We start from the raw sequence: 24,278 nt of genomic DNA, 5'->3' as shown, positions 1-24,278 counted from the left end.
TCTTTTTTTGTAAAAAAATTTCATATCGAAGGGGAATGGGATATGGATATATACTTATTAATCGTCACGTTAATTGCGATCGCAATTGTTATTTTAGGGGTATCATGGTGGAAATGGCATGCGTTTATTAGTTTAACAGTTGCTAGTCTATTTTTAGCTATTATGTCTGGGTTGAACTTGACCAAAATTGTTACTGCCTATGAAACTGGTGTTGGTAGTGTACTAGGACATTTAGTTGGTATTTTGGCTCTCGGAACAATTTTAGGGAAAATGATGTCTGATTCAGGGGCTGGCATGCAAGTTGCAGATTTCTTCATTCGATTCTTCGGGGTGAAAAAATTACCTTGGGCTATGTTATTCGCCGGATTTGTTATAGGGATTCCAGTGTTTTTTGAAGTGGGAATCGTCATTTTATTACCACTTGTTATTTCAATTCGAAAAACAACGAAACAAAATATATTGTTAATTGCTTTACCTGTTATTGCTGGATTATCGATTGTACATGGGCTAGTGCCGCCGCATCCAGGTGCGATGACAGCAATCGGGATTTATAACGCGAATTTAGGAAAGGTACTATTGTATTCATTAATTATCGCGTTACCAACAGCAATTATCGCAGGACCGGTATTTGCAAAGTGGGTACATAAGAGGGTTATACCTGAAAATGAACCGGAGCTTGTTCGAGTTACGACAGTATCTACTGATTTGCCAAGTCGTAAAGCTTCATTCTTTATCATTTTATTACCAGTAGTTTTAATGATTTTATCAGTAGTCGCACCATATATTTCATTACCGAAAAAAATAACTGAATTTTTAGTATTTGTAGGAAGTCCGGTAATCGCTTTACTTATTTCATGTTTCGCAGCGTTTTATTTGCTTGGTATAAAACAAGGAATTAATAAAAAGATGATTAAAAAATTAACAGATGAAAGTTTACTACCTGTCGGTTCCATTATTTTAATAATTGGTGCAGGCGGTGGATTTAAACAAATATTAATTGAAAGCGGCGTTGGAACAGCCATCGCTCAAATGGCAGAACATATTTCATTATCACCAATCGTCTTAGCGTTCATGGTAGCGGGATTAATCCGAATTGCAACAGGTTCAGCTACTGTAGCATTAACGACAGCAGCTGGAATTGTTTCACCGGTTATTCAGCACATGTCTGGTGTAAATTTAGAATTACTCGTTATTGCAACCGGTGCAGGTTCATTAATGTTTTCTCACGTAAATGATGCAGGATTCTGGCTTGTAAAAGAGTATTTAGGTTTGACAGTAAAAGAAACGTTTAAAACGTGGACGGTGCTGGAGACATTGTTATCATTTATTGCATTCGGCTTTGCGCTTTTACTTAATATGTTTGTTTAGAAGAAGGGGGTGCCTATTTAAAGGTATCCTCTTTTTGTGTTGGGGCTCTTTTCATGAAACAAGCCCGTTTTTAGGAGTGCCAAGCTTCCGATTTGCCCTGAAAACATAATATAAATGGAATCCCCTCATTTAGAGCAAGAAGAACTTGTTATGAATGATACTAAAGGAGGAATAGAATAATGGGCGAAAAGTGTGAACACAGACATGATGATTGCGACCGCAGATGTGATGATTTCGATCGCAGACGTGGCTGCGGAGGCGGTTTTGCGCTTCTAATCGTATTGTTTATTTTATTAATCATTATCGGTGCTAGCTGCTTCGGCGGAGGCGGCGGTTATGGTGGCGGTTATGGTGGTTACGGCGGTTATGGCGGCGGCTATGGTGGATATTGCTGCTAATTATTTAAAAACTATTGAAAATGGCCTTGTGCAATATGCACAAGGCCATTTTATTCATATTTTTATATGCTGTGATAATTTACTAATGTACAGAGAACGGATTAAGAAGAAGAAAATGATCTCGATAATCCCGAACAACGTAAGTATAATGATTAATTCTTTTAATAAAGAGAAAGAAAACATGCTTTGTAAAAACTTAATCGCAAATATTGTATGAATACCAGCAACTATATAAGGAATGAAAAATAAAATTCCTAACTGAATCGTTGCAGAACGAAACATTTCCGATTCTGTTAAGCCGAGTTTTGTAATCGTAATGTACTTTTGTTTTTCAGTCGTTAAGTCGTTATACATACGGAAGTATAAAACGCTAGCTGCTCCGATAAAGAAAATAAAGCCGAGAAATGCCCAAATAAAGAAATTAGCAATTGCATCTTCTTTACCGTGAACTAGTTCATCAGTAGCCGTATATATGTAGAAAGGAACTTGCGCTTTCTTTTCTTTATGTTTTTCGTAGAACTCACGTGCATCATCACCAATAGCACGTAACATATTTTTTGTTGGAACCATTGCATTTTCCCAGTTTTCTACGAAGTAGTTATAGATTACGGTCGTTTCAATATGAGGAATCATATTGTCAAAAACATAATCTTGTACAACAATTAAATGGGGGAATGCAAAGGATGCTTCTATCCCTTTATTAATAAATCCTTTAATATGAAATTCTTTTTTATTAGATCCGATTGCAATTGTATCTTGTTTTGCAAATGGATTTGATACAAGATTTAAGAGCGCTGGTGAATGACGAGAAATAATATAAACTTGTGTAGAATCAAGAGCTATTTCTGGTCTCTGTAATTGCTTAGCAATCGAGTTATAATCACTCATTTTCATAAGCGCAATCTCTTCTTTTAAAGCTGTATCTTTTAAAGCTGTATCTTTTAAAACTGTAAACTTATACTTATGGTATTGAAAATTAGCATTTGTAAGCTCAGTTTCAATTGTAGTAATGTGCTTTTGTTCTAGGGGATTTTCACCTTCTGATGTATACGTAAAGGGGACAGGATATCGCTCTAATACCGATGCCTTTGTATTGTTATTAGCAGCAAACAGCCCAATAATAATTGTAAATGCAAGTGCAGACAACATAGAAACGATAAAAAGTACATTAATATTACTACGAGTACGAGCAACTAAATCTGAAATCCATAACATATTTATTTGTTTCATATAAAACTTTCTTCTTTTTTTAAAAATGAAGATGAAGAGAAGAAATGTTTGTGAAAAGAAAAAATATGTCCCGATTACTACGAGTGGCAAAATAGATAATATGATAAAGAATACAGATCCATTTTGTACATTTTTTTCCGTTACATAGCCTTGCGGATAACCAGCAATATAATAGCATAGTCCTAAACAAGTTAAGGCAAACAACGAGATTATTATTGATGGTCTTTTTTCTTCCGTTTCTTTTTTAGTAACTTTAATTAGTCGAATTGTTTTACGAGTACGAATGAACATCGGTGTAAATGTAGAAACGATGAAAAATAAAATAATAAAAGTTAATGTTGTAACGATAATTGCCTTTGTAGGCCAATATAAGTAGAGGCCTTTCGCACCTGTTAATTTAGAAGTAACTAGTAAGAAAAAGTTAGAAAACACAAGCCCGCCTTGTATACCAACAAAAATAGCCAGTATTCCAATTATCATATTTTCAGTAAATAAAAGTCGCTTTAATTGTTTTTTTGATATACCAAGAACGGTTAATACCCCGAATTGTTGCTTCCTTACATTTAAAAATGTTCCAAGTGAATAAAGCAGGAAGAAGAATGAGAACAAGACAATGACAAACTGTGCTGAACCAGCTAAGTTCATCAGGGTATCTCGTTCTTGATAGCTCTGAACATTTTGTAGGCGCGGATGATACGTATAAACAGCAAATGAAAAGAAAACCATGATAGAAAAAGCGCTACTTACAAAGTAGGCGAAATATGCTTTAGAATTACGAGAGACATTTTTAAATGCGAATTGCCAAAATGTCATCCACGTCTTCCTCCTAGTAATGCTAGGACATCTAATATTTCTTGATAAAATTTCTCGCGATATAATCCGCGGTGTAGTTCATTGTAAAGCCCACCATCTTTAATGAAAATAACACGGTTACAATAACTAGCTGCAAAAGGATCGTGCGTAACCATTAAAATTGTTGCATCTTCTTCTTTATTTAACTTCGTAAATAGTTCCATTACATCGATAGCTGCTTTTGAGTCCAAGTTTCCTGTCGGTTCATCAGCTAGTAAAAGAGAAGGGTTATGAATAACGGCACGTGCTACTGCAGTACGCTGTGCTTGTCCTCCAGAAACTTCAAAAATACGTTTGTCCAAAATATGATCAATTCCAAGCTTTTTTGAAATGTTATCGAGTTTTTCGTCCATTTCTTTTAAAGGAACATTATCTAGCGTTAAAGGTAATACGATATTTTCACCAATTGTTAGTGTATCTAATAAGTTAAAGTTCTGGAAAACAAAACCTAACTCTTGGCGGCGGAAAATAGCTAACTTTTCTCTACGGAATGTATGCGGTTGTTTTCCGTTAATAACGACTTCTCCAGAAGTAGGTGAATCGATAGTCGAAATAACGTTTAAAAATGTGGATTTCCCACTTCCGGATGGTCCCATAATCGCAACGAATTCACCTTTATCTACGTGTAAATTTATATTTTTTAAAGCAGTATGAGGGACTTTTCCTTCATACACTTTTGAGACGTTTTTTATGTGTAATACCTCTTCCATAATAATCACCTTTCTATTTTTAAAACTTAATATGTTGTGATAACTTTTGCATATAAAAGGAACGAATTAAAAGGAAAAAGAGAATTTCAACCGTTCCAAAAATCATAAGCACGACTGTAATTTCAGCGAAGAACGAGAGATTTAATACATCTTGTAGCATCTTTGTCGCAAACATCGTATGGATGGATGCCATAATGTAAGGGACGAAGAATAAAATAGCAAGTTGGATTGTAGCAGATTGCTTCATCTCAGTTTCTGTTAAACCAATTTTTGTAATCGTTATATACTTTTCTTGCTCATTTGTTAAATCTGTATACATTCGGAAGTAAAGAACACTGCCAGCACCAATAAAGAAAATAACGCCAAGGAAAGTTCCGATTAAGAAAAAGGAAGCAACATTTAGTTTCTTGTTGTATAAAGAGTCACTTGCTTCACTTGCGTGGAACGGTGGATGTTCTGCTTGAATCGCCGCATTGTCGTTAGCGATTTTTGTTATAAATGCTGAACCAATATTATATGCTTTTTCCCAATCCATAACTTTGAAGCTATATACACTCATTTTTTTCGAAATAGATGATAATGCTTCTACATTTTCATCAGATAGTACGATTAATTGAGGTACTAAACCAATTGGGAACGGGCTATAACTTGTATAGTCTTTAACCTGCAATGGTAAAGAGTTTTGAGTAAGTGTAAGAGTGTTTTTCTTTTCCTTATTATGAAGCGTTCCAATGACTTGAGCATCTAAATCTTTAATTAATATATAAGACTCGTCTTTATTCACTGTGAGAGTTTCCCAATTTAACGCCTTAGCCAGTATATTATAGTCAATTTGTTTAATTGCATAATAGAGCTGCGGGCTTTCTTCCGCCGAAGATACTTCATATATATCCGTTTTAAATTTCTTATAAGTAAAATGCTCTTCGTTAAATTTTTGTTCTAACCAATTTAAATGTTCATCAGCTAACGTATTTTCAGTATGTGATAAATAAGTAAACGGGAAAGGGTTTTGCCTTATTTCATCAAACTTTGTGAATTTCCCAAACCCATATAAGAATGTAATCATTGTGAAAGCGAGTGTCGATAACATCGTCACAATAAAGAGCATGTTAATATTCGTCCGAATACGGGTTGCTAAATCAGAAATCCAAAGCATATTAATACGTTTCATATAAAATTTTCTTCTCGTCTTTAATATGCGAATGAGTAAGAAGCTAATTTGTGAGAAGAAAAAATATGTCCCAGCTGCAGCAAGTGATGGGATGACAAATATACAGGAGGCAGCGTACAAAAGCCCAGCGATATCTCCTAGTGAAATAAAATATAGCGGGTTTGCTGCTAAAACATATCCAGATATTAAACATATCGCACCAAATAGAGAGATGAGTACGGATGCTTTTCTTTCTTTTTGTTTTGTTCCTTCTTTTAAAAGACGTACAGCTTTTCTCGTACGGATTAGCATCGGTGTAAAAGATGATACGAGAATGAAGAGTCCAAGAAAGATAATTATAGTTAAAATGATAGCACCTGTAGGCCACCAATATAAATATAAACCAGGCACATGCGTAATTTTGGCGGTAACTAATAAAAAGAACTGTGAAAAGACAAGGCCAAATTGAATGCCGAAAAATATGGATAGGCCACCAATTAACATGTTTTCTAGAAATACAAGCCTCTTTAACTGCTTTGGAGATATGCCAAGTACTGTTAAAATCCCGAACTGTTTTTTTCGTACTTTTAAGAAAGTACCGATTGAATATAGTAAAAAGAAAAATGAAAAGAATACAATGACAACTTCTGAGATTGTCATTAATATGTTCAGAGCAGCATTCACGCCTGTCATATGCAATTTAGGATGAAATAAATAAACTGCAAACGAGAAGAAAATTGCAATGGAAAACGCACTGCTTACAAAATAGGCGAAATAAGCTCTGGCGTTCCTTGTTACGTTTTTAAAGGCAAACTGCCAAAATGTCATTCACCTAAACCTCCTAATAGAGTGAAGAAGAAAAGGATATAAGAGATACCCTTTTCCTGTACTAATATATTCATAAAACTTAACCATTCGTATACTCTGATAACTTTTGCATGTAAAAGGAACGAATGAATAAGAAAAAGACGATTTCAACTATGCCAAAAATAATAAGAACGGCTGAAATTTCTTTGAATAGTGATAAATCAATTACATCTTGAAGCATTTTTGTTGCGAACATTGTATGAATGGATGCCATAACATATGGAACGAAAAATAAAATGCTAAGTTGAATGGTTGCAGATCGTTTCATCTCTGCATTTGTTACACCAATTTTTGAAATTGCTACATATTTTTCTTGTTCGTTTGTTAAATCTGTATACATTCTGAAGTAAAGAACGCTACCTGCTCCAATAAAGAAAATGACACCTAAGAATGTCCCGATTAGGAAGTATGCAGCACTTCCTGATGTGATTCTATATAATGAGTCTGCTGATTCATAGGGGCGGATAAGGGGGCCTTCGTATTGGAATTCCTGTCGATCTTTTTGTATTTTTTTCATAAAATCATTAGCAATTTTATACGTCTTTTCCCAATTTTGTACGTTATAATTGTACGCTGATATATGCTTTGTTGTACTTGGTAAGTTGTTTACAACAACATCAGGTAAAATTAAAGTTTGATATGAAAAGTTAGATGGAATGGCCCCTGCTTGTTCATAGCCCTTTACTTGTAATATCGTATTTGTGCTAGAAAGTGTAATGGATTTTCTATTGAAGCTTGGCTCAAATTGGCTAAATAAGGTGAAATAAGCGCTATTGCTTAAGACATATGCTTCGTTATCGCTCATGAATAGTTGTTTCATTCGTAGGGAAGCTGCAAGTTTATTATAGTCACTTTGTTTCATTGCATAGACGTCATTGTAAGCCGTTATACCTTCATCTTCTTTCAGTGGTGTTTCATATAAATCAGCTTCTATCTTTTTATAAGAGAAATTTTCTTTTTGTAACTGCTGTTCAAGCCAAGTTAAATGCTTGTTAGCAAAAGGATTTGCGTCATATGAAAAATAAGAAAATGGAAAAGGTGAACTTCTCGTAACATCTAGCTTTGTAAACTTTCCAAATCCATATAGAAATGTAATCATTGTGAAGGCTATTGTAGATAGCATCGCTACAATAAAAAGCATATTGATATTCGTGCGAATACGACTTGCTAAATCCGAAATCCAAAGCATATTAATACGTTTCATATAAAAAATTCTTCTTTTCTTTAAAATATAAATAAGTAAGAAACTAATTTGAGAAAAGAAAAAATATGTCCCAATTGTAACAAGTGCTGGAATCACAAAAATACTTGAAACCATATATATAACGCCTACTTGCGGGTTTATTGAGAAAAAATATTTAGGGTTTACAGCTAAAATATAACCACCTAATAAACAGATAGCACCAAATAGAGAAATGGATATGGATGGTTTTCTTTCTTTTTGTTTTACATTGTTTGTTTTTAAAAGGTGCACTGCTTTTTTTGTTCGAATAAGCATTGGTGTGAATGCAGATACAGCGATAAAGAGACCAAGAAACACAATCGTTGTTAAAATGAAAGCATTCGTAGGTATATATAAATATATCCCTGGTAGGTGTGTAATTTTCGCTGTCACTAATAAGAAAAATTGTGAAAATACAAATCCAAACTGCATACCGAAAAAGATAGATAAAATACCAATTAGCATATTTTCAGTGAAAACGAGTCGATGTAATTGCTTTTTTGATATACCTAAAACAGTTAAAATCCCAAATTGCTTTTTACGAACCTTTAAAAACGATCCGATTGAATAGAGTAAAAAAAAGAACGAGAACAAAACAATAACAACTTCTGAAAAAATCATTAATCCTGAAATTTCAGAGATCATAGTGGAATTTTGTAATTTTGGATGAAACAAATAAACAGCGAATGAAAAGAAAACAGCAATGGAAAAGGAACTGCTTATAAAGTAAGCAAAATAAGCTCTTGAGTTGCGCGTTACATTTTTGAATGCGAATTGCCAAAATGTCATAATAAGTACCTCCCGATAGAAGGCTGATATGTAGTTTTATTGCAAAAAATGTATGAGAGTGAGATCTCATACATTTTGCTAGCATATGTTACGATCATGCTTCGGTCACCTTCTCCGTATTTTCTGCTTGATTATTTGCAGCGTTGTGGAAGATGATTTTAATCGTCGTTCCTTTACCAACTTCAGAGTCTAGTTTCACAGAGTGACCTAAATAATCACAAATTTTACTTACAATATAAAGTCCCATACCAGTAGATTCTCCAAATGCACGACCGTTTTTTCCAGTGTAAAAAGGTTCAAATACTCTTCGAATATCTTCTTGCGGAATACCAACGCCTTCGTCACGAACTTCCAAAATAATATCTTTACCATTGCGATAAGCTGATAAGAAAACTTTCTTTCCGCGCTCACCAGAGTAGCGAACTGCATTTGTCATTAACTGATAAATAATGAACTTTAGCCATTTCGCATCAGAAGCAACTTTTAAATCTGAATGAACTTCTAAAACGGGGAAGACTCCGTTTCGAATGAATAGTTCTTTTAATCCGTTAATATTTTTTGTTACAGCATCTTTTAATGAAATCGTCTCAACATGGAAGTCCTCATGGAAGTTATTTAATCTTGCCATGTATAAAGCCATATCGAGCCCTTGATTTAATCGCTCTAGCTCTTTTTTGAATTTAGGGATTAAATGTTCATCTTCCATTTCAAGCACCATAAGTTGCATAACAGAAACGGGCGTTTTCATTTGATGTACCCAGTGGTTAATAAATAATTGGTGTTCTTGCTGTTTTACTTCAAATGTTTGTAGGTCTTTTTGGAATAGACGATATTGCGTACGAACGAGCTCGTTTACACCGTGGGGCATAGGAGCAGTCGCTCTTTCAATAAACGCATCTTCCATTTTCTCTGGTGGTTCACTTAATCTGTGGTACATTCTACGATTACGAACGTAACGATAAGCGAGGAAACAGATGAATAAATATAAGCTTAAAACGATGAAGTAAAACTTATTATTTTGAAATCCATCTACTGCATCATAGAGAACGAAAATGATTCCGAAGTTTAATACATATAGTAGGAAAAATGCAAAATGATCACGTAAAAATAGTTTCATGCTTATTCACTCCAAGTTGCGTTAAAACGATACCCAAGTCCACGTACTGTTTCAATAGCATTTTCAATACCAAGCTCATTGAACTTTTTACGAAGACGCGTGATGTTTACGTTTAATGTATTTTCCTCAACGAAGCTTTCGTCGTCCCAAAGAGCGGCTAGTAAATCTTCACGACTCGCTGTACGAGGAAATTTAGATAACAACATTTCTGCTAAAATTGCTTCTTTCTTCGTTAAAAGAACTTGCTCAGCGCCGAAATGAATTTCTGGACGCTCAGGGAATAGTTTTAGTCCTTCAACTTCAACGATACGCTCAGAAATATTTGGTGCATAATCACCGTAAATACGGCGTAATTGCCCTTTAATTTTTGCCATTACAACATCGTAGTGGAACGGTTTTGTAATGTAATCATCCGCACCGCTTTCAATCGCCATAATTTGCTCCATTTCACCTGCGCGTGCCGAAATGAAAATAATTGGACAAGTAGATTCATGGCGAATTTGACGGCACCAGTAGAATCCATCGAATTTCGGTAAGTTTACATCAAGTAAAACAAGATGTGGTTTCACAGCGTTAAACGATTCCATAATATCATCGAAGTTCTCCGCAACAACAGCATCATAGCCATATTTTTGAATGTGAGATTGTAGTAATGATGAAATATTTGGATCGTCTTCAACGATTAAAATTTTATACATATGTATATTCCTCCTAAAAAAACAATTGTAGCTATAGTGTATCATGTGTTTCTCGTCTTTTCATTATGTTGAAATATAAGCTAGTAAACAATATAGGTCAAAAGTGGAAAAAGTAAAAAGGGCTAGGATACAATTGACAATTAACTGAAAATATTTTAAGATTTAGATAAATATCTAAATGTCTAATTATTGAAAGGAAGAAAGACATTGAATCAAGCATTTAAAGCATTAGCAGACCCGACAAGGCGAAAAATTTTAGACTTATTAAAAGAAGGCGATTTAACAGCTGGCGAAATTGCTGAACAGTTCAATATGACAAAGCCAAGTATTTCTCATCACCTAAATGCGCTTAAAAATGCTGAACTTATCCAAGATGAAAAAAGAGGACAATTCGTTATGTACTCTTTAAACACAACTGTATTTCAAGATTTATTGACTTGGGTGTTTACGTTTACGAATAAGGGGGAAGAGGGGAAATGAAGAAGCATCTTTTTGCAATTATATTAATTCTTATAACTTGTATAGCTTGGGCGTTTGCTTGGCCACATTTGCCGGATACAATCGCGACACATTGGAGTGGTGGTAAGGTAGATGGTTATTCTTCTAAATTATATGGAATGATTTCTATGGTTGGAATTATGATTGCGTTATATGTATTTCTAAATGTGATACCAAAGATTGATCCAAGGAAAGCAAATTACGAGAAATTTTCTAAAGCTTTTATGATGATGAATAACGGGATACTATTGCTACTATTTGTAGGAAATATAGATATTATTACAAGTGGACTAGGATATAATTTATTCATTAATCGCATGCCTGAATTATTAGTTGGTATTCTATTCATAGTTATCGGAAACTATTTACCACAATGTAAACCAAATTACTTTGTAGGCATAAAAACACCGTGGACGTTAAGTAACGAAGAAGTATGGAGAAAAACACACCGTTTTAGTGGAAAGGTGTTTGTTGCATTAGGAATCATTATGATTTTAAGTGTTTTCGCGCCGGTAGCATGGAAATCTTTCGTAATGGCTGGAATTATTATTGGTGCAGTAGGACTAACGATGGGATATTCCTATGTTGCTTATAAGAAAGAGATAGGGGCTTAATATAAAATTTATGGGGGAGAGAGGATGAAAAGACACGTATTACCATGGAGTTTAATTATTGCAATTGCAATTGGCTGGTACATTGTATGGCCTTATTTACCGAAACAAATTCCACGTCATTATAATGCTGCAGGAATGGTAGATGGATATTTTTCTAAAGTAGAAGCGAGTTCAGTTTCAATAGGTAGTATGGTGTTGCTGTATTTGATATGGCTAGCTATGGGGTATATTGATGTAACGAAAGATAAGTATAAACAGCATGCTAAAGTCCTTTCTGCAATCCATTATGCAATTCTTTTGATAGGGTTCGGCTGTAATATATTTGCGCTATTAGCAGTGTCTAATTATATTGCATTGGGCTCCATTGCATTTAATTTCGGACTTGGAACATTGTTTTTAGTACTCGGCAATTATATGCAACAAACGAAGCCAAATGGCTTAGTAGGAATCCGGGTGGACTGGACATTAGAAAATCCTGTAGTTTGGAGAAAAACACACAGATTTGCTTCGAAGGTATTTGTAATAGGTGCACTTTGTATATATGCTGGGGCGGTACTTCCAGATCCATTCAATATTTTTATGGGGATTGGAATAATATTAATATGCATCTTCATATCAACGATAAAGTCATATGCTATTTATAAAAAAGAAATGCAATTGTGAGCAATAAGGGATTGAACTGTACTAGTCAAATTTTATATTTATAGTTTCTATGTGTTAAGAAATTTTAATACTCAGTGGGGATAACGAAAAAGCTCGCTGAGTAAATTTTTCGATTTTAGGTCTGAAAATTCAGTTAAAAAGATAGTTTGGGGGAAATCACATGTTAGAAATTATAAATTTTAGCAAGACATACAAAGGTGGTAAGAAAGCAGTAGATCTTTTAAACATTACTGTTCAAGCAGGAGATATCTTTGGATTTATTGGGCATAACGGTGCGGGGAAAAGTACAACAATTAAGTCGTTAGTAGGAGTTATAGATTTTGAAGAGGGTGAAATTTTTGTTGATGGACATTCAGTAAAAAAGGATCCGATTGCATGTAAGAGAGTAATGGCGTATATTCCCGATAATCCAGATTTATATGAGCAATTAACAGGAATTCAATATTTAAACTTTGTTGCGGATGTATTTAAAGTGCCGGTGAAGGATCGGGAAGAACAGATCCAGAAGTATGGGGATGCCTTTGAGATTACACCTTACTTGGGAGACTTAATATCTTCTTATTCGCATGGGATGAAACAAAAAGTAGCGATTATATCAGCGGTTTTGCATAAACCGAAATTATTAGTTTTAGATGAACCTTTCGTTGGTCTTGATCCAAAGGCTGCTGTAGTGTTGAAAGGTATTATGAAGGAGCTTTGTGAAAAGGGAAGTGCGATTTTCTTTTCTACGCATGTTTTAGATGTGGCGGAGAAGTTATGTAATAAAATAGCGATGATTAATAGAGGGAAATTAGCACTTTCAGGGGAAGTGAATTCTTTAATAAAGGAAGGATCATTGGAAGAGCTCTTTATGAAGGAGCTTGCTAATGAATATTAGTAGTCTAGGTCTTTTAAAAATCCGCTTGATAACGCAGCTTGGTTTAAATACTTTTAAATACGAAAAAGATAAAAAGAAGAAGCAGAATAAGGTTTTACTGTCAGCATCTATTGCCTTAGTTGGTGTCATGTTAATGCTATATTGTGGGGCCTCGGCATATGGATTGGTGAGACTAGGAATAAGTGAAATTATCCCAGTTTATGCACTAGTTATTAGCAGTGTATTGACGTTGTTTTTCACTATATTTAAGGCAAATGGAGAGATTTTTGCTTTTAAGGATTACGATCTTTTAATGTCATTACCGATTCGTGTAAGTACGGTTATTACAAGTAGGTTTTTGTATTTATATTTGCTGAATACGATCTTTTCAATCATAATCATGCTACCAATGGGAGTTGTTTATGGCATACATGAGAGGCCATCAGTTTCTTTTTACTTTATGTGGTTCATCAGTATGTTTATAGCATCTTTAATTCCAACAACAATAGCAGCGATTTTTGGAGCTGCTATTACGGCAATCGCTTCTAAATTTAAAAATACGAATAAAATAACTACGACTTTAAGTTTTATAGTAATTATTACATTCGGTTTCTTTATGCTAAAAAGCGGAAATGCTCAATATAGTCTTAATGATATGAACGGAATAGGTGCAATTATTTCAGAGCAACTAACTAAAGTGTATCCATTAGCTAACATGTTTCAAAAAGCAATTGTTAATGCTGATATTGTAGCTTTCATCCTATTCGTTGGGATATCGGTTATTTGGTATTATCTTTTTGTAAAAATCCTTTCGTTAAAATATAAGCAAATAAATACAGAGATTACCACTTATCATATGCTTTCAAATTATGAAATTCATAGCATGAGAAAAGAAAGTGTATTGGCCGCATTGTATAAAAAAGAACTGAAGCGTTTCTTTTCTTCTACAGTGTATGTGGTAAATAGCGGAATGGGAGTTGTGATGGCGCTAGCTTTCGCACTAGCTATAGTTGTAGTAGGACCAAGTCAATTAATAGCGTATCCTGGAATTGAGGCCCTGTTGCAAAAGGTTGCGCCATTTGCTATTGCAGCAGCGATTTCGATGACGTGTACAACATGTGTATCATTGTCATTAGAAGGAAAAAATGTATGGATTATTAAGTCGTTGCCTATAGCGCCAAAGATGATTTATGACAGTAAAATTCTTATGAATCTTTCATTAAGTATACCTGCATCACTTATTAGTGCCGTATTACTAATAATAGGGTTAAAACTAGATGTTTGGAGTTCTCTTTTAATCGTAATAACACCGATAACATATTCATTCTTTTCGGCAGTATGGGGGATTTTTATTAATAATCGATTTGGTTATTATGATTGGGTATCAGAAACTCAAATAGTAAAACAAAGTGTAGGATCGTTTGTCGGTATGTTTGGTGGCTTAATTACGGCTGTTATACCTGCCTTGTTAATCGGTACTGCTACTATCTCGAACTATAGAGTATTTACTTTGGTAGTTATTATAGTGCTTGCGATTATTACTATTTTCTTGTATAAGAACGAGTCGAGAAGAAGTATAAAATAAAAAGCTGCTTTTCCTTTAAAGAGGAAGAGCAGCTTCTTTATTTTGAAAAATTTTAGAACTTTATATTACTTTTTTAAAACAGGTACCCATATCTCGCTTCTGAAATTTGGTGAGGATACGTCTTTACTTTCATTCCATAATATTTCGGGTCCTTCCGCTAGTTCATAATTCGAAGAAGGGAACCATTCGGAATAAATACGTCCCCACACATTTTGTAATGCATCAGGAAATGGACCGACAGCTTCAAATATAGCCCATGTTGAAGCTGCGACTTCAAGTTGTTTGAATTGCTTTGGACAATCTTTCGTTGTGGCTACTCCAATATAGTGATCGAGTTCGCCTTTTTCCTCCATTCTTCCTTCAGAAAAATTCGTAGAAGCACTAATAATTCCGGTAGGTTCAATATTTGAAAGGGACTTTAATGTTTCGATTGATTGGCTGTCTAAACTTTTCCACATAGAAGCAATTTCTTCGTTTACACCGTTAAAAACAATCGGTACTCGTTTTTGTATACCAATGATTTGAAATGGCCCTTTTTCTTCAATTCGATAGTTCATTTCATTTCCCCCTTGAATGGATAGTTGGAAGGTCATTGGTGAATAAGCTTTCAAAGAACGACTAGTACTTCGAGCTTCTGAAGGCGTTATTCCGTGCAAATTTTGAAATGCACGTGTAAATGAATCTGGTGAGTTGTATCCATATTTTATAGCAACATCAATGACTTTTGCATTGCGATCTGTTAGTTCAAAGGCAGCAAGGGTAAGACGTCTACAGCGAATATATTCTGATAGTGATATGCCAGCTAGAAAAGAAAACATTCTTTTGAAATGATATTCGGAGCAGAAAGCTATTTTTGCGACTTCTTTAAAATCAATTTCGTGTGTAAGGTTGTCTTCAATATACTGCATTGCCGCATTCATATTTTTAAGTGAATCCATTATATGACCTCCTTTGTATATAGAATATCAGGAACGAAATAGCTCCATCCGACATTTCATGCACAACTTTGTGGGGGCATTTTTAACCTTACAAAAATGTAATGTTCATGTAAGGAGAATGAATGGATGGCATGATATCCCAATGTTATAGTAACAAAGTACTTTAGTACATTAGGTTAAATTCTGATGTCTTTACTTATGTGCCTTACATAACTGTCATGTTTGTGTAAGAAACATCGATAGTGGCAAGAGTAGAGAGTATATATAGTTGAAAATAGAGAATAGAAGAAATGAGGGATGTCGAGATGAAAACAGTGTTAGAAGCAAAAAATATTGAAAAAGTATATGACACAGGTGGGAATAAATTTGCAGCTTTAAAAGGTATTAACTTACAAGTAAAAGAAGGGGAGTTCGTTGGAATTATGGGGCCTTCTGGTTCGGGTAAGACGACTCTTTTAAATGTTCTTTCTACAATTGATAATGCGACGAACGGTGAGATTTTAATTGATGGAAAAGATATCGTGAAGATGAACGATGATAAGCTAGCGTTATTCCGCCGTGATCATTTAGGTTTCATCTTCCAAGATTATAACTTATTAGATACGTTAACGGTGAAAGAGAATATTGCGTTACCTCTTGCATTATCGAAGGTGAAAGCGAGTGAGATTGATCGCCGCGTTCTTGAAATCTCAAAGAAATTCGGTATTGATCATATTTTAAGCCAGTTCCCATACCAAGTATCTGGTGGACAGAAGCAGCGCTGCGCAGCATCGCGTGCGATCGTTACAAGTCCTAGTATGATATTTGGGGACGAGCCGACTGGAGCACTTGATTCTAAATCAGCGACAGATTTATTAGAAAGTATGAAGTCGTTAAATGAATATGATAATTCTACAATTTTAATGGTAACGCATGATGCGTTTGCGGCTAGTTATTGTAAACGAGTTATTTTCATTAAAGATGGTGAGTTATATAAAGAATTACACCGTGGTGAATTAACACGTAAACAGTTCTTCCAAAAAGTCGTTGACGTAATGTCTTCCATTTCTGGAGGTATGGCTGATGACCTTATCTAGCATTGCCCTCCGCAACATACAGCGGAACTTTAAAGACTACTTTGTATATTTTGCATCTATGATATTTAGTATCGTAATTTACTTTACATTTAAAGCACTGCAATATAATTCACAAATGGAAAAAGCAGCGGAAGCATCAAAAAAGATTAGCGGTGCATTCCAAGTTTCCAGTGTAATGCTAATCATTTTCGTAGCAGTGTTTATTATATATTCGAACGGTTTCTTTACAAGAAAACGTAAAAAAGAAGTTGGGCTATATTCGTTACTTGGTATCCGAAAAAGACAGATCGGTAAAATGCTCTTTTATGAAAATATGTTAATGGGATTAATGTCTTTAATTATCGGGATTGCGATCGGTAGCGTCCTTTCGAAACTATTCCTTGAACTACTAGTAAGTATGATGGGATTAAACTTAAATGTTCATTTTGAAGTACCGATGGCTGCGATTATTGATACAGCAATTATTTTCTTTGTGATTATTTTATATACATCACTTCAAGGGTATCGTTTAATTTATCGCTTTAAGTTAATTGAACTTTTCCGCGCAGAGCGTGAAGGAGAAGCAATGCCAAAAGGATCCGTAATTATGGCGTTAATTTCAGTTTTCTTAATCGGCTCAGGTTATTTCTTAGCGTTAATGTTTATGAAGGCAGTTATGTATGCAAACTTTATGGCAGTCGCACTTTATATATTACTTGCGACAGTATTAGGTACGTATTTACTATTTATGTTCTTTACAGTATTCGTATTGAAACGTGCAAGAAATAATAAATCATCGTTTTATAACGGTATGAATATGATAACGACGTCACAGTTACTATATCGTATTAAAGGAAATGCAAAGTCACTTGCGACAATTTCTATTTTAAGTGCAGTAACATTAACGGCGGTTGGTACGTCAGTTACGATGTATTACAACACATTTACACAATCAAAAGCAGTTGCACCATACAGCTACTCTTATGAGAAGAAAGATGCAGAACTAGATAAGAAAGTAAATGCGATTTTTGCTGAAGAGAAAGAGAATCACCCTGTAAAAGATCAATTTGAAGTTGAGATGGTTCCTGTAAAAGGAAAGTTTGAAGGAGCTAAAGTCGATTTCATCTTTAATATGAACTACAGTATCTCAGAGAAATATCAATTTATATCTCAATCTGAATTCAACAAACTTGCGAAAAAAATCGATGCGGAAACAGTGAATATAGCTACTGGCGAAGCATTTATATATGATAGTTCTTATATTGAAGGGTATGAGTTTAGCCCTGAATATAAAGGAAATAAAGCGGTATTCCAAATTGGAAATGAAACGAAGACATTGACGATCCAAGGTGCAAATAATAATGCAATTACGAACTTAGGTGAATTAGTTGTTGTCGTTTCAGATGAAATGTATGAACAGGCGAAGCAAGCATTTGGAACACGTGTTGTAAAAAATATTGATGTAAAAGATGAAAGAAACAGTAAAGTATTAACAGAAAAATTAACAAAAGTGATGCCAGCTAGTGAATCAGAAATGGCACCACCATTTAGAGACTTCTATACTGGTTTCCATATGGGACTTGAAGCAACTGGACTAATGATGTTCATCGGAATGTTCTTAGGACTTGTATTCTTACTAGCAACAGGTTCTATTATTTACTTCAAACAGCTAACAGAAGCAAGTGCAGATCGTGAGCGTTACGTTGTCCTTCATAAAGTCGGTGTAACGAAACAAGAAATGAAAAAAGCTATTGCAAAACAAGTGAGCTTTATCTTTGCAATTCCACTAGTAATCGGAATTCTACACAGTTTGTTTGCATTAAAAGGTTTAGGGAACATACTACCATTTGAAATTATGATTCCGCTTCTAATTAGTATCGGAGTATACAGCGTTATTTATATCGGATATTACTTCTTAACAGTTCGCTCTTATTATAAGATTGTGAGCGCGAAGTAATGAAAGAGTTGTTTTATCTTAGTAAAAAAGCATCCGACTAACATGTTAGTCGAATGCTTTTTTGTCTATACGTGAGCTTTATTTTCGTCCGAACTATCAAACATGTCCATTACTTTAAAAATACCTTCCAATAGCAAGGTACATAGAATAGCGAAAATTAATACGGCATGAGGTGATAATTCAACTGATGTGAAGTTAAGGTCTGCCAACCAAAAGTAACCTACATAAAAACTTAGAAATGTGCTAACAGCCGAAAGTGTAAATCCTAAAAATCCTAATTCTTTTAATTTTTCCTCAGATAATTTACATAAACGTAAAACAATAGAGAAGAGAATTCCTACTATGAAAAATCCCATACATAATGCGAACAATGATATTATGCTTGGATACTTAACTTCATCGGGCATCCACTTTTTCATTCCCACTATTAAAAATGTAGGGACAAGAATAGGTAATAAAAGTGGTAGCACTATTTGTATAGCTGCAAATAATGCATTTGATTTATTATCGTTTTGATTATTCATAAAGCCTCCAAAAATGATTTCTATACTAATTTCAAATATCTTAGAGGATTCTAACATAAAAATAGTAACTTCGCTATACAAAATCGGAGTAGGAACATGATCATTCATGGTAAATAAACAAGCTGACTTATTTGTATATGTTTGATTCGCTTATCTTTGGAATTCAATTTTTTATGTTTGTTTATAGTAAAGATGAAGATTTCCTTCATCTTCATAAAATCTTAAGAAATCTCCTCAATATTTGTTAAGAAACGATAGTTATACTTAAACACAAGTTAAAAACTATTGAACGAATGGAGAGAGAGTATATGCAGCTCATAACATTCTTAAATGAATTTATTAAAAATCCGAAACATACTGGTGCGATTGCGCCAAGTTCAAAGATATTAGCAAAGAAAATGGTAGATGTAATTGATTTTAATAGAGCGAAATGCATTGTAGAGCTAGGGCCTGGTACAGGAGCCTTTACGAAAGAAATTATAAAGAGAAAGAAGAAGGAGACAATATTTCTTCTTATTGAAATTAATGAAGTATTTTTCAAAGAGTTAAAGAGAAAATTTAAAGATGAGCAGAACGTGATTGTTATACACGGCTCAGCGGAAAATATAAAGAAGTATATGGAACAATTGAATATAGAATGTATTGATTACGTCTTATCGGGATTGCCTTTCACTTCTTTACCAGAAGAGGTTTCAAAGCGCATTTTAAACAGTGTAATGGAAACGATACATGAGAATGGAGAATTTATTACATTCCAATATTCACTTGTGAAAAAAGGATTTATACAGCATTTCTTCCCTGAAATTACACTAGAAAAAGTGTGGTTCAATTTCCCACCAGCTTACGTCTTTAGCTGTAAAAAAGAGCTAAGGGGAGCATATGCATAATGGAGCTACATGAATTAATGTCATACATTGAGCAGTATGGTTATTGGGCACTATTTTTTTGTTTATGGCTTGGTATTATCGGTATGCCGATTCCAGATGAAATGATTGTAATGAGTGGTGGATTTGTATCATCGATGGGTATATTGAATTTGATTCCCGCCTTTTTATTAACGTATTTAGGCGTTGTATCCGGCCTTTCTTTAGGGTATATACTCGGGAAAATCTTTGGCATAAAAGTGCTTAATAAATTGATGAAAAAGAAAAAGATGAAGTATCTTCTAAAATCGCAAGAGATGATAGGGAAATATGGTCATTATGCATTAGTTATAAGTTATTTTATACCTGTTGTGAGGCATATCGTACCGTATTTAGTAGGAATGAATAACATGTCTTTTAAGACATATGCGATTTATTCATATGTAACAGGATTTGTCTGGACGTTAGTTTATTTTGTACTAGGTTCTATATTTGGAAAGCATATAGAAGTGATAGTAACCCTTGCGACCGAGTACGGTATATATTTTGGTGGCATCGTTATTGTAGTTTGTAGTATTTCTTATGTGTATATGCATAAGAAGAATGCAGTAGTGAGTGAAATAAAGCAACATTCTTAGTTTGGTAAATGATGCTGGAGGAGATTTTGTGAGTAAAGGAACGATACTAATCGTGGACGATGAGAAGGAAATTAGAAAACTTATCGCTATCTATTTAAAGAATGAAGGATACGAAGTATTACAAGCTGTAGATGGTGAAGAGGGGTTAGAAATAGTAAAGAAAAGAGACGTGCATCTAATTGTACTTGATATTATGATGCCGAAAATAGATGGCATTCATATGTGTATGAAGGTGAGAGAAATAGCGGAAATGCCTATTATTATGCTGTCGGCAAAAACGCAAGATATGGACAAGATTTTAGGGTTAACAACTGGGGCAGATGATTACGTAGCAAAACCATTTAATCCGCTGGAACTCATTGCTCGGATTAAATCACAACTTCGGAGATATATGAAAATGAGCGGGACAAGCGTAAAAGATGAAAGTGTATTTGAAGTTGGAGATATAAAGATAAATATAGTAACGCGTCAGGTCATTATTGCAAATGAAGAAGTGAAATTGACACCGAGAGAGTTTGAGGTATTAGAATTGCTCGCACGAAATCAAGGAATGGTATTAAATGCAGCGCAAATTTATGAAAGAGTATGGAAAGAACAAGCTTTCCAATCCGATAATACCGTGATGGTACATATTCGGAAAATACGCGAAAAGATAGAGGCGATTCCAAGAAAGCCTCGTTATATTAAAACAGTATGGGGAGTTGGCTACAAGATTGAGAAAGATATTTGAACCGATAATATGGATGAATCAAATTTTTAAAAAAATGATAGGTAAAACAGTGAGTTATTTGGAAAAAAGTATACGGATACAGCTAATTGCTACATTTACTTTCTGTACGTTACTCGGTGTATTAGTAGGATGGTCTTCATCTTCCTTTTTCGAGGATGCGAATAAAATTTCTATCATTGATTATGCATCAGGTATGGAAGCCATTGATGGACAGACACAATGGCTTGTTGGAAGTATAACAGAGGAAGGTAAGGAAATTAATATACAAGAACTGCTTGATCAATCGAATCATCAAAATCAACTGAAAATTTTAATAATAGATGAGAATGGGAAAGTCGTTTATAAAACAAAGGGAGCGCCGGAAGAACAAATCAATCTTCATGAGACGATGCGTAATGTGATGGATTTTAAAATGGATCAAGTACGATATGTAGAGGCGCAAAATTTAATTCAAGATGGAACTGAACAAAAGCGTAAGGAGTTTACAACCTTTTATCCGGTTACTGTTAATACGAAAAATATGTATATCATTGCAAGTGGTATACCACAAGGAAATGTGAAGTATATAGTGAATGAGAGTAGCCCATTTCCATCTTTACTAGGTTTTATCACTTTTATACTGTCTTTCTTTTATATAACGAAAAGGAAGATGAATCAGATTGAAGCGATGGCAGAAGGAGTAAGGGAATTTTCGAAAGGTAATTTACAATATAAAATCAAACAGGCAGGTCAAGATGAAATAGGTTTATTAACTTCTAATATTAATCAAATGGCAGAAAAGCTTTTGGCTAATATAGAAAAGGAAAAACAAATAGAGAAGCAAAAAAGTGAATTGATTACAAATGTATCACATGATTTAAGAACACCACTTACTTCTATTATGGGGTATTTACGTTTACTAGGTGATGCGAAATATGAAAATAAAGAACAGCATGATGAGTATATAAAAATTGCTTTCTCAAAATCAGAGCAGTTGAAGATGTTAATAGAGGATTTGTTTGAGTATACAAAACTAACAGATGAAAATATGGCGTTAGATTCGCAAGAAGTGTGTATGAATGAACTACTTGATCAGTTAATAGAAGAGCTAGTACCACAAGCGGAGGAGCATAATCTTTCTTTTGAGAAAGAATTTCAGGAAGATCGTATATATGCTGTTGTGGACTCAGAAAAAATGGTACGTGTGTTTGAAAATCTTTTAATAAATGCAATTAAATACAGTATAGATAAAGCAGAAATTCGAGTTTTACTTCAAAGAGAAGAACAGCATATCAAAATTTCTATAGCGAATCATAGTGAAGAATTTACAAAAAAAGAATTAGAGAATTTGTTTGAGCGTTTTTATAAAAAAGATCAATCAAGAAGTAGAGCTGTAGAAGGTTCAGGTTTGGGGCTTGCAATTGCAAAAAGCATTGTTGAATTGCACAAAGGAGAAATTCGAGCAGAATATGAAAATGGGGTTATTCAATTTATTATCTTATTGCCAATTTAATTAGAAGAGCATTAGGAAATTTGGTTACATTTTAATAAGTAATAGCGCCGCGATTGATTTAGAGGAAGTCCTTTAAGGGGAAGTATCTGAGAAGAGGAGAATAGAAAGTTTCATGAAAAAAATAAGTGTGTTTATCGTATTGATTATAGTTGGAGTTACATTACTTATCGGGAAAGGTGGACCGATTGTAGATCAACTCAATCCATTTATTAAAGAAGATGTTTATTATGCTGTTGTAGACAATGATGGTAAATTTGAGGCTAAGAAAGATGGTTTTGGTAGATGGCAATATAAATTCAAAGGATATAATGAATCCGGTCAAGAGCAAAAGATCGCGATGACTGCTTCAAAACATTTAAGAATAGGGTCATATTTAAAGATTAGATCTAAAGGAAGTTATGGTATGAAATGGGAGGAAGTACAAGTAGATGAAATACCTAATAAAGTAAAAGAGAAAGTACAAATAAAACATAATTAGTTATAGAAATTATAAGTTGCATTCCATGGATAAAGTAACGATCAAGCTTCGAATATAGTGGCAGTATATGATAATTTCTAAATTTTTTATAAAGAAGATAAAGTTTATCTGAACTTTATCCAAACTGCATTTCTTCTGTGTACAATGACTAGTATTCTATAGTATGTAGATAAAAAATAGTAAGGAGTAGCAGGATAATTATGCAGGTTTCTAAGAAGAAAATATTATTATTTCTTTCAATTATTCTTTTGGCTTTATTGATGGTGTATGTATGTACAAATAATAAGCATGTCCAAAATATTGTTCATAATATAGAAGACATCTATAAAGTATATAAAGAGAATCAGGTATTGAAAGGGAAAATTGAACATCAAGAATCGTTAAAGAGTAAAGTGCAAATGTTAAGTGAGGAGAAAGAAAGCCTTACTAAAATTATCAACAAAACGAAAGAATTAAAGGAACAGGGAAAATATAATTTCATTCAAGCTACAGTAGTAACCCGTGTAGCAGAAGAGTGGTATAGAGAAATTACTCTCGATAGAGGTTCACAACATGGTGTAAAGGCTGATATGGCTGTTATTACAGTGAACGGTTTTATCGGAAAGGTAGAGAGTGTAGATCAATATACATCTGTTGTGAAATTAATTACGAAAGATGAACGAACAAATCGTTTAGCAATCACCTTCCAAAATGATTCATCTATTTTAGGATTTGTTACAGGGTACGATAAGAAAAAACAAGCCCTTCGAATTGATAATATTCCATCAGATAAAGCGAAAGAAATAAAAATAGGTGATAGCGTTATTACCTCTGAATTAAGTCAGAAAATACCACCCGGTCTTGAAGTAGCAGAGGTGATAGAGCAAGAACCAGATCAATATGGTCTTGCTTATATTATTTATGCAAAACCAAAGGCAAATCTATATGATTTAGAAGATGTAATTTTAATAGAACCTAAATAATAGTTTTATATAGTGTCTATGAGA

General features: G+C 34.0%; 23 protein-coding genes. 15 read left to right on the top strand and 8 right to left on the bottom strand.

Annotated features, from left to right (window positions below; genetic code table 11):
- Positions 1 to 42: 42 nt before the first annotated feature.
- Positions 43 to 1,368: a gluconate permease GntP gene (gene gntP / locus ABH960_RS21945; protein WP_002143553.1), complete on the top strand. Its 1,326-nt coding sequence runs from the start codon at positions 43 to 45 to the stop codon at positions 1,366 to 1,368.
- A gap of 179 nt (positions 1,369 to 1,547) precedes the next feature.
- Positions 1,548 to 1,766 carry a YjcZ family sporulation protein gene (locus ABH960_RS21940; protein ID WP_016127572.1) on the top strand — a complete coding sequence of 73 codons (219 nt, stop codon included), beginning with the start codon at positions 1,548 to 1,550 and terminating at the stop codon, positions 1,764 to 1,766.
- A gap of 54 nt (positions 1,767 to 1,820) precedes the next feature.
- On the opposite strand, the gene ABH960_RS21935 is transcribed toward ABH960_RS21940, so the two are convergent.
- From ABH960_RS21935 to ABH960_RS21910, 6 genes are all read right to left on the bottom strand, one after another.
- Complete coding sequence (locus ABH960_RS21935) at positions 1,821 to 3,809, bottom strand: FtsX-like permease family protein (RefSeq protein WP_404448428.1); 1,989 nt, start codon at positions 3,807 to 3,809, stop codon at positions 1,821 to 1,823.
- A complete protein-coding gene (locus ABH960_RS21930) occupies positions 3,806 to 4,558 on the bottom strand; it encodes an ABC transporter ATP-binding protein (RefSeq protein WP_002164884.1) in 753 nt (250 codons plus the stop codon). The genes ABH960_RS21935 and ABH960_RS21930 overlap by 4 nt, the downstream gene beginning before the upstream one ends.
- A 19-nt stretch (positions 4,559 to 4,577) precedes the next feature.
- Positions 4,578 to 6,536, bottom strand: coding sequence for an FtsX-like permease family protein (locus ABH960_RS21925; RefSeq protein WP_404448426.1), 1,959 nt, complete (start codon positions 6,534 to 6,536; stop codon positions 4,578 to 4,580).
- Positions 6,537 to 6,615: 79 nt separating this feature from the next.
- Entirely contained in the window at positions 6,616 to 8,586 is a 1,971-nt protein-coding gene (locus ABH960_RS21920) for an FtsX-like permease family protein (protein ID WP_404448424.1), read from the bottom strand.
- 94 nt (positions 8,587 to 8,680) lie between these two features.
- Positions 8,681 to 9,703: a sensor histidine kinase gene (locus ABH960_RS21915; protein WP_404448422.1), complete on the bottom strand. Its 1,023-nt coding sequence runs from the start codon at positions 9,701 to 9,703 to the stop codon at positions 8,681 to 8,683.
- Between the two features lie 2 nt (positions 9,704 to 9,705).
- Positions 9,706 to 10,401: a response regulator transcription factor gene (locus tag ABH960_RS21910; protein WP_000276730.1), complete on the bottom strand. Its 696-nt coding sequence runs from the start codon at positions 10,399 to 10,401 to the stop codon at positions 9,706 to 9,708.
- A 207-nt stretch (positions 10,402 to 10,608) separates the two neighbouring features.
- Between ABH960_RS21910 and ABH960_RS21905 the strand changes: the two genes are divergently transcribed.
- The 5 genes from ABH960_RS21905 to ABH960_RS21885 all read left to right on the top strand — a co-directional run bounded on the left by ABH960_RS21905 (position 10,609) and on the right by ABH960_RS21885 (position 14,617).
- The gene (locus ABH960_RS21905; protein WP_002089211.1) at positions 10,609 to 10,881 is read left to right on the top strand and encodes an autorepressor SdpR family transcription factor; all 273 of its coding nucleotides are present in this window, start codon (positions 10,609 to 10,611) and stop codon (positions 10,879 to 10,881) included.
- Entirely contained in the window at positions 10,878 to 11,513 is a 636-nt protein-coding gene (locus tag ABH960_RS21900) for an SdpI family protein (RefSeq protein ID WP_002143549.1), read from the top strand. The genes ABH960_RS21905 and ABH960_RS21900 overlap by 4 nt, the downstream gene beginning before the upstream one ends.
- A 24-nt stretch (positions 11,514 to 11,537) precedes the next feature.
- Positions 11,538 to 12,176 (top strand): SdpI family protein, encoded by a 639-nt coding sequence (locus ABH960_RS21895; RefSeq protein WP_404448419.1) that lies wholly within the window; start codon positions 11,538 to 11,540, stop codon positions 12,174 to 12,176.
- 160 nt (positions 12,177 to 12,336) lie between these two features.
- Positions 12,337 to 13,053 (top strand): ABC transporter ATP-binding protein, encoded by a 717-nt coding sequence (locus tag ABH960_RS21890; protein WP_107887305.1) that lies wholly within the window; start codon positions 12,337 to 12,339, stop codon positions 13,051 to 13,053.
- Entirely contained in the window at positions 13,043 to 14,617 is a 1,575-nt protein-coding gene (locus ABH960_RS21885; protein ID WP_404448417.1) for a permease, read from the top strand. The genes ABH960_RS21890 and ABH960_RS21885 overlap by 11 nt, the downstream gene beginning before the upstream one ends.
- A gap of 65 nt (positions 14,618 to 14,682) precedes the next feature.
- On the opposite strand, the gene ABH960_RS21880 is transcribed toward ABH960_RS21885, so the two are convergent.
- Positions 14,683 to 15,555 carry an AraC family transcriptional regulator gene (locus ABH960_RS21880; RefSeq protein WP_404448415.1) on the bottom strand — a complete coding sequence of 291 codons (873 nt, stop codon included), beginning with the start codon at positions 15,553 to 15,555 and terminating at the stop codon, positions 14,683 to 14,685.
- A 305-nt stretch (positions 15,556 to 15,860) separates the two neighbouring features.
- On the opposite strand from ABH960_RS21880, the gene ABH960_RS21875 reads away from it, so the two are divergent.
- The gene (locus ABH960_RS21875) at positions 15,861 to 16,631 is read left to right on the top strand and encodes an ABC transporter ATP-binding protein (protein WP_000859658.1); all 771 of its coding nucleotides are present in this window, start codon (positions 15,861 to 15,863) and stop codon (positions 16,629 to 16,631) included.
- Positions 16,618 to 18,567: an ABC transporter permease gene (locus ABH960_RS21870; RefSeq protein ID WP_000176129.1), complete on the top strand. Its 1,950-nt coding sequence runs from the start codon at positions 16,618 to 16,620 to the stop codon at positions 18,565 to 18,567. Before ABH960_RS21875 ends, ABH960_RS21870 begins: the two co-directional genes overlap by 14 nt.
- A 65-nt stretch (positions 18,568 to 18,632) precedes the next feature.
- On the opposite strand, the gene ABH960_RS21865 is transcribed toward ABH960_RS21870, so the two are convergent.
- On the bottom strand, positions 18,633 to 19,199 hold the full coding sequence (locus ABH960_RS21865; RefSeq protein WP_078178319.1) for an epimerase: 567 nt from the start codon (positions 19,197 to 19,199) through the stop codon (positions 18,633 to 18,635).
- A 200-nt stretch (positions 19,200 to 19,399) separates the two neighbouring features.
- Here ABH960_RS21865 and ABH960_RS21860 point away from each other — a divergent pair, with 200 nt between their 5' ends.
- The 6 genes from ABH960_RS21860 (at position 19,400) to mreC (ending at position 24,254) form a co-directional block, all read left to right on the top strand.
- Positions 19,400 to 19,978, top strand: a complete 579-nt coding sequence (locus ABH960_RS21860) for a class I SAM-dependent methyltransferase (RefSeq protein WP_404448412.1) — start codon at positions 19,400 to 19,402, stop codon at positions 19,976 to 19,978.
- Positions 19,978 to 20,592: a DedA family protein gene (locus tag ABH960_RS21855; protein ID WP_000418950.1), complete on the top strand. Its 615-nt coding sequence runs from the start codon at positions 19,978 to 19,980 to the stop codon at positions 20,590 to 20,592. Before ABH960_RS21860 ends, ABH960_RS21855 begins: the two co-directional genes overlap by 1 nt.
- A gap of 28 nt (positions 20,593 to 20,620) precedes the next feature.
- The gene (locus tag ABH960_RS21850; protein ID WP_000033680.1) at positions 20,621 to 21,322 is read left to right on the top strand and encodes a response regulator transcription factor; all 702 of its coding nucleotides are present in this window, start codon (positions 20,621 to 20,623) and stop codon (positions 21,320 to 21,322) included.
- Positions 21,306 to 22,814, top strand: a complete 1,509-nt coding sequence (locus tag ABH960_RS21845) for a sensor histidine kinase (RefSeq protein ID WP_404448409.1) — start codon at positions 21,306 to 21,308, stop codon at positions 22,812 to 22,814. Before ABH960_RS21850 ends, ABH960_RS21845 begins: the two co-directional genes overlap by 17 nt.
- Before the next feature lie 112 nt (positions 22,815 to 22,926).
- Positions 22,927 to 23,292 (top strand): YxeA family protein, encoded by a 366-nt coding sequence (locus ABH960_RS21840; RefSeq protein WP_003192005.1) that lies wholly within the window; start codon positions 22,927 to 22,929, stop codon positions 23,290 to 23,292.
- A 200-nt stretch (positions 23,293 to 23,492) separates the two neighbouring features.
- Entirely contained in the window at positions 23,493 to 24,254 is a 762-nt protein-coding gene (gene mreC / locus ABH960_RS21835) for a rod shape-determining protein MreC (protein ID WP_003192006.1), read from the top strand.
- Positions 24,255 to 24,278 lie beyond the last annotated feature (24 nt).

It is taken from the genome of Bacillus sp. RC252 (assembly GCF_044909215.1).
In the GTDB taxonomy this organism is placed as follows: Bacteria; Bacillota; Bacilli; order Bacillales; family Bacillaceae_G; genus Bacillus_A; species Bacillus_A mycoides.
The sequence above is the reverse complement of the archived record's forward strand: the minus strand, read 5'-3'. Positions and strand labels throughout refer to the sequence as shown.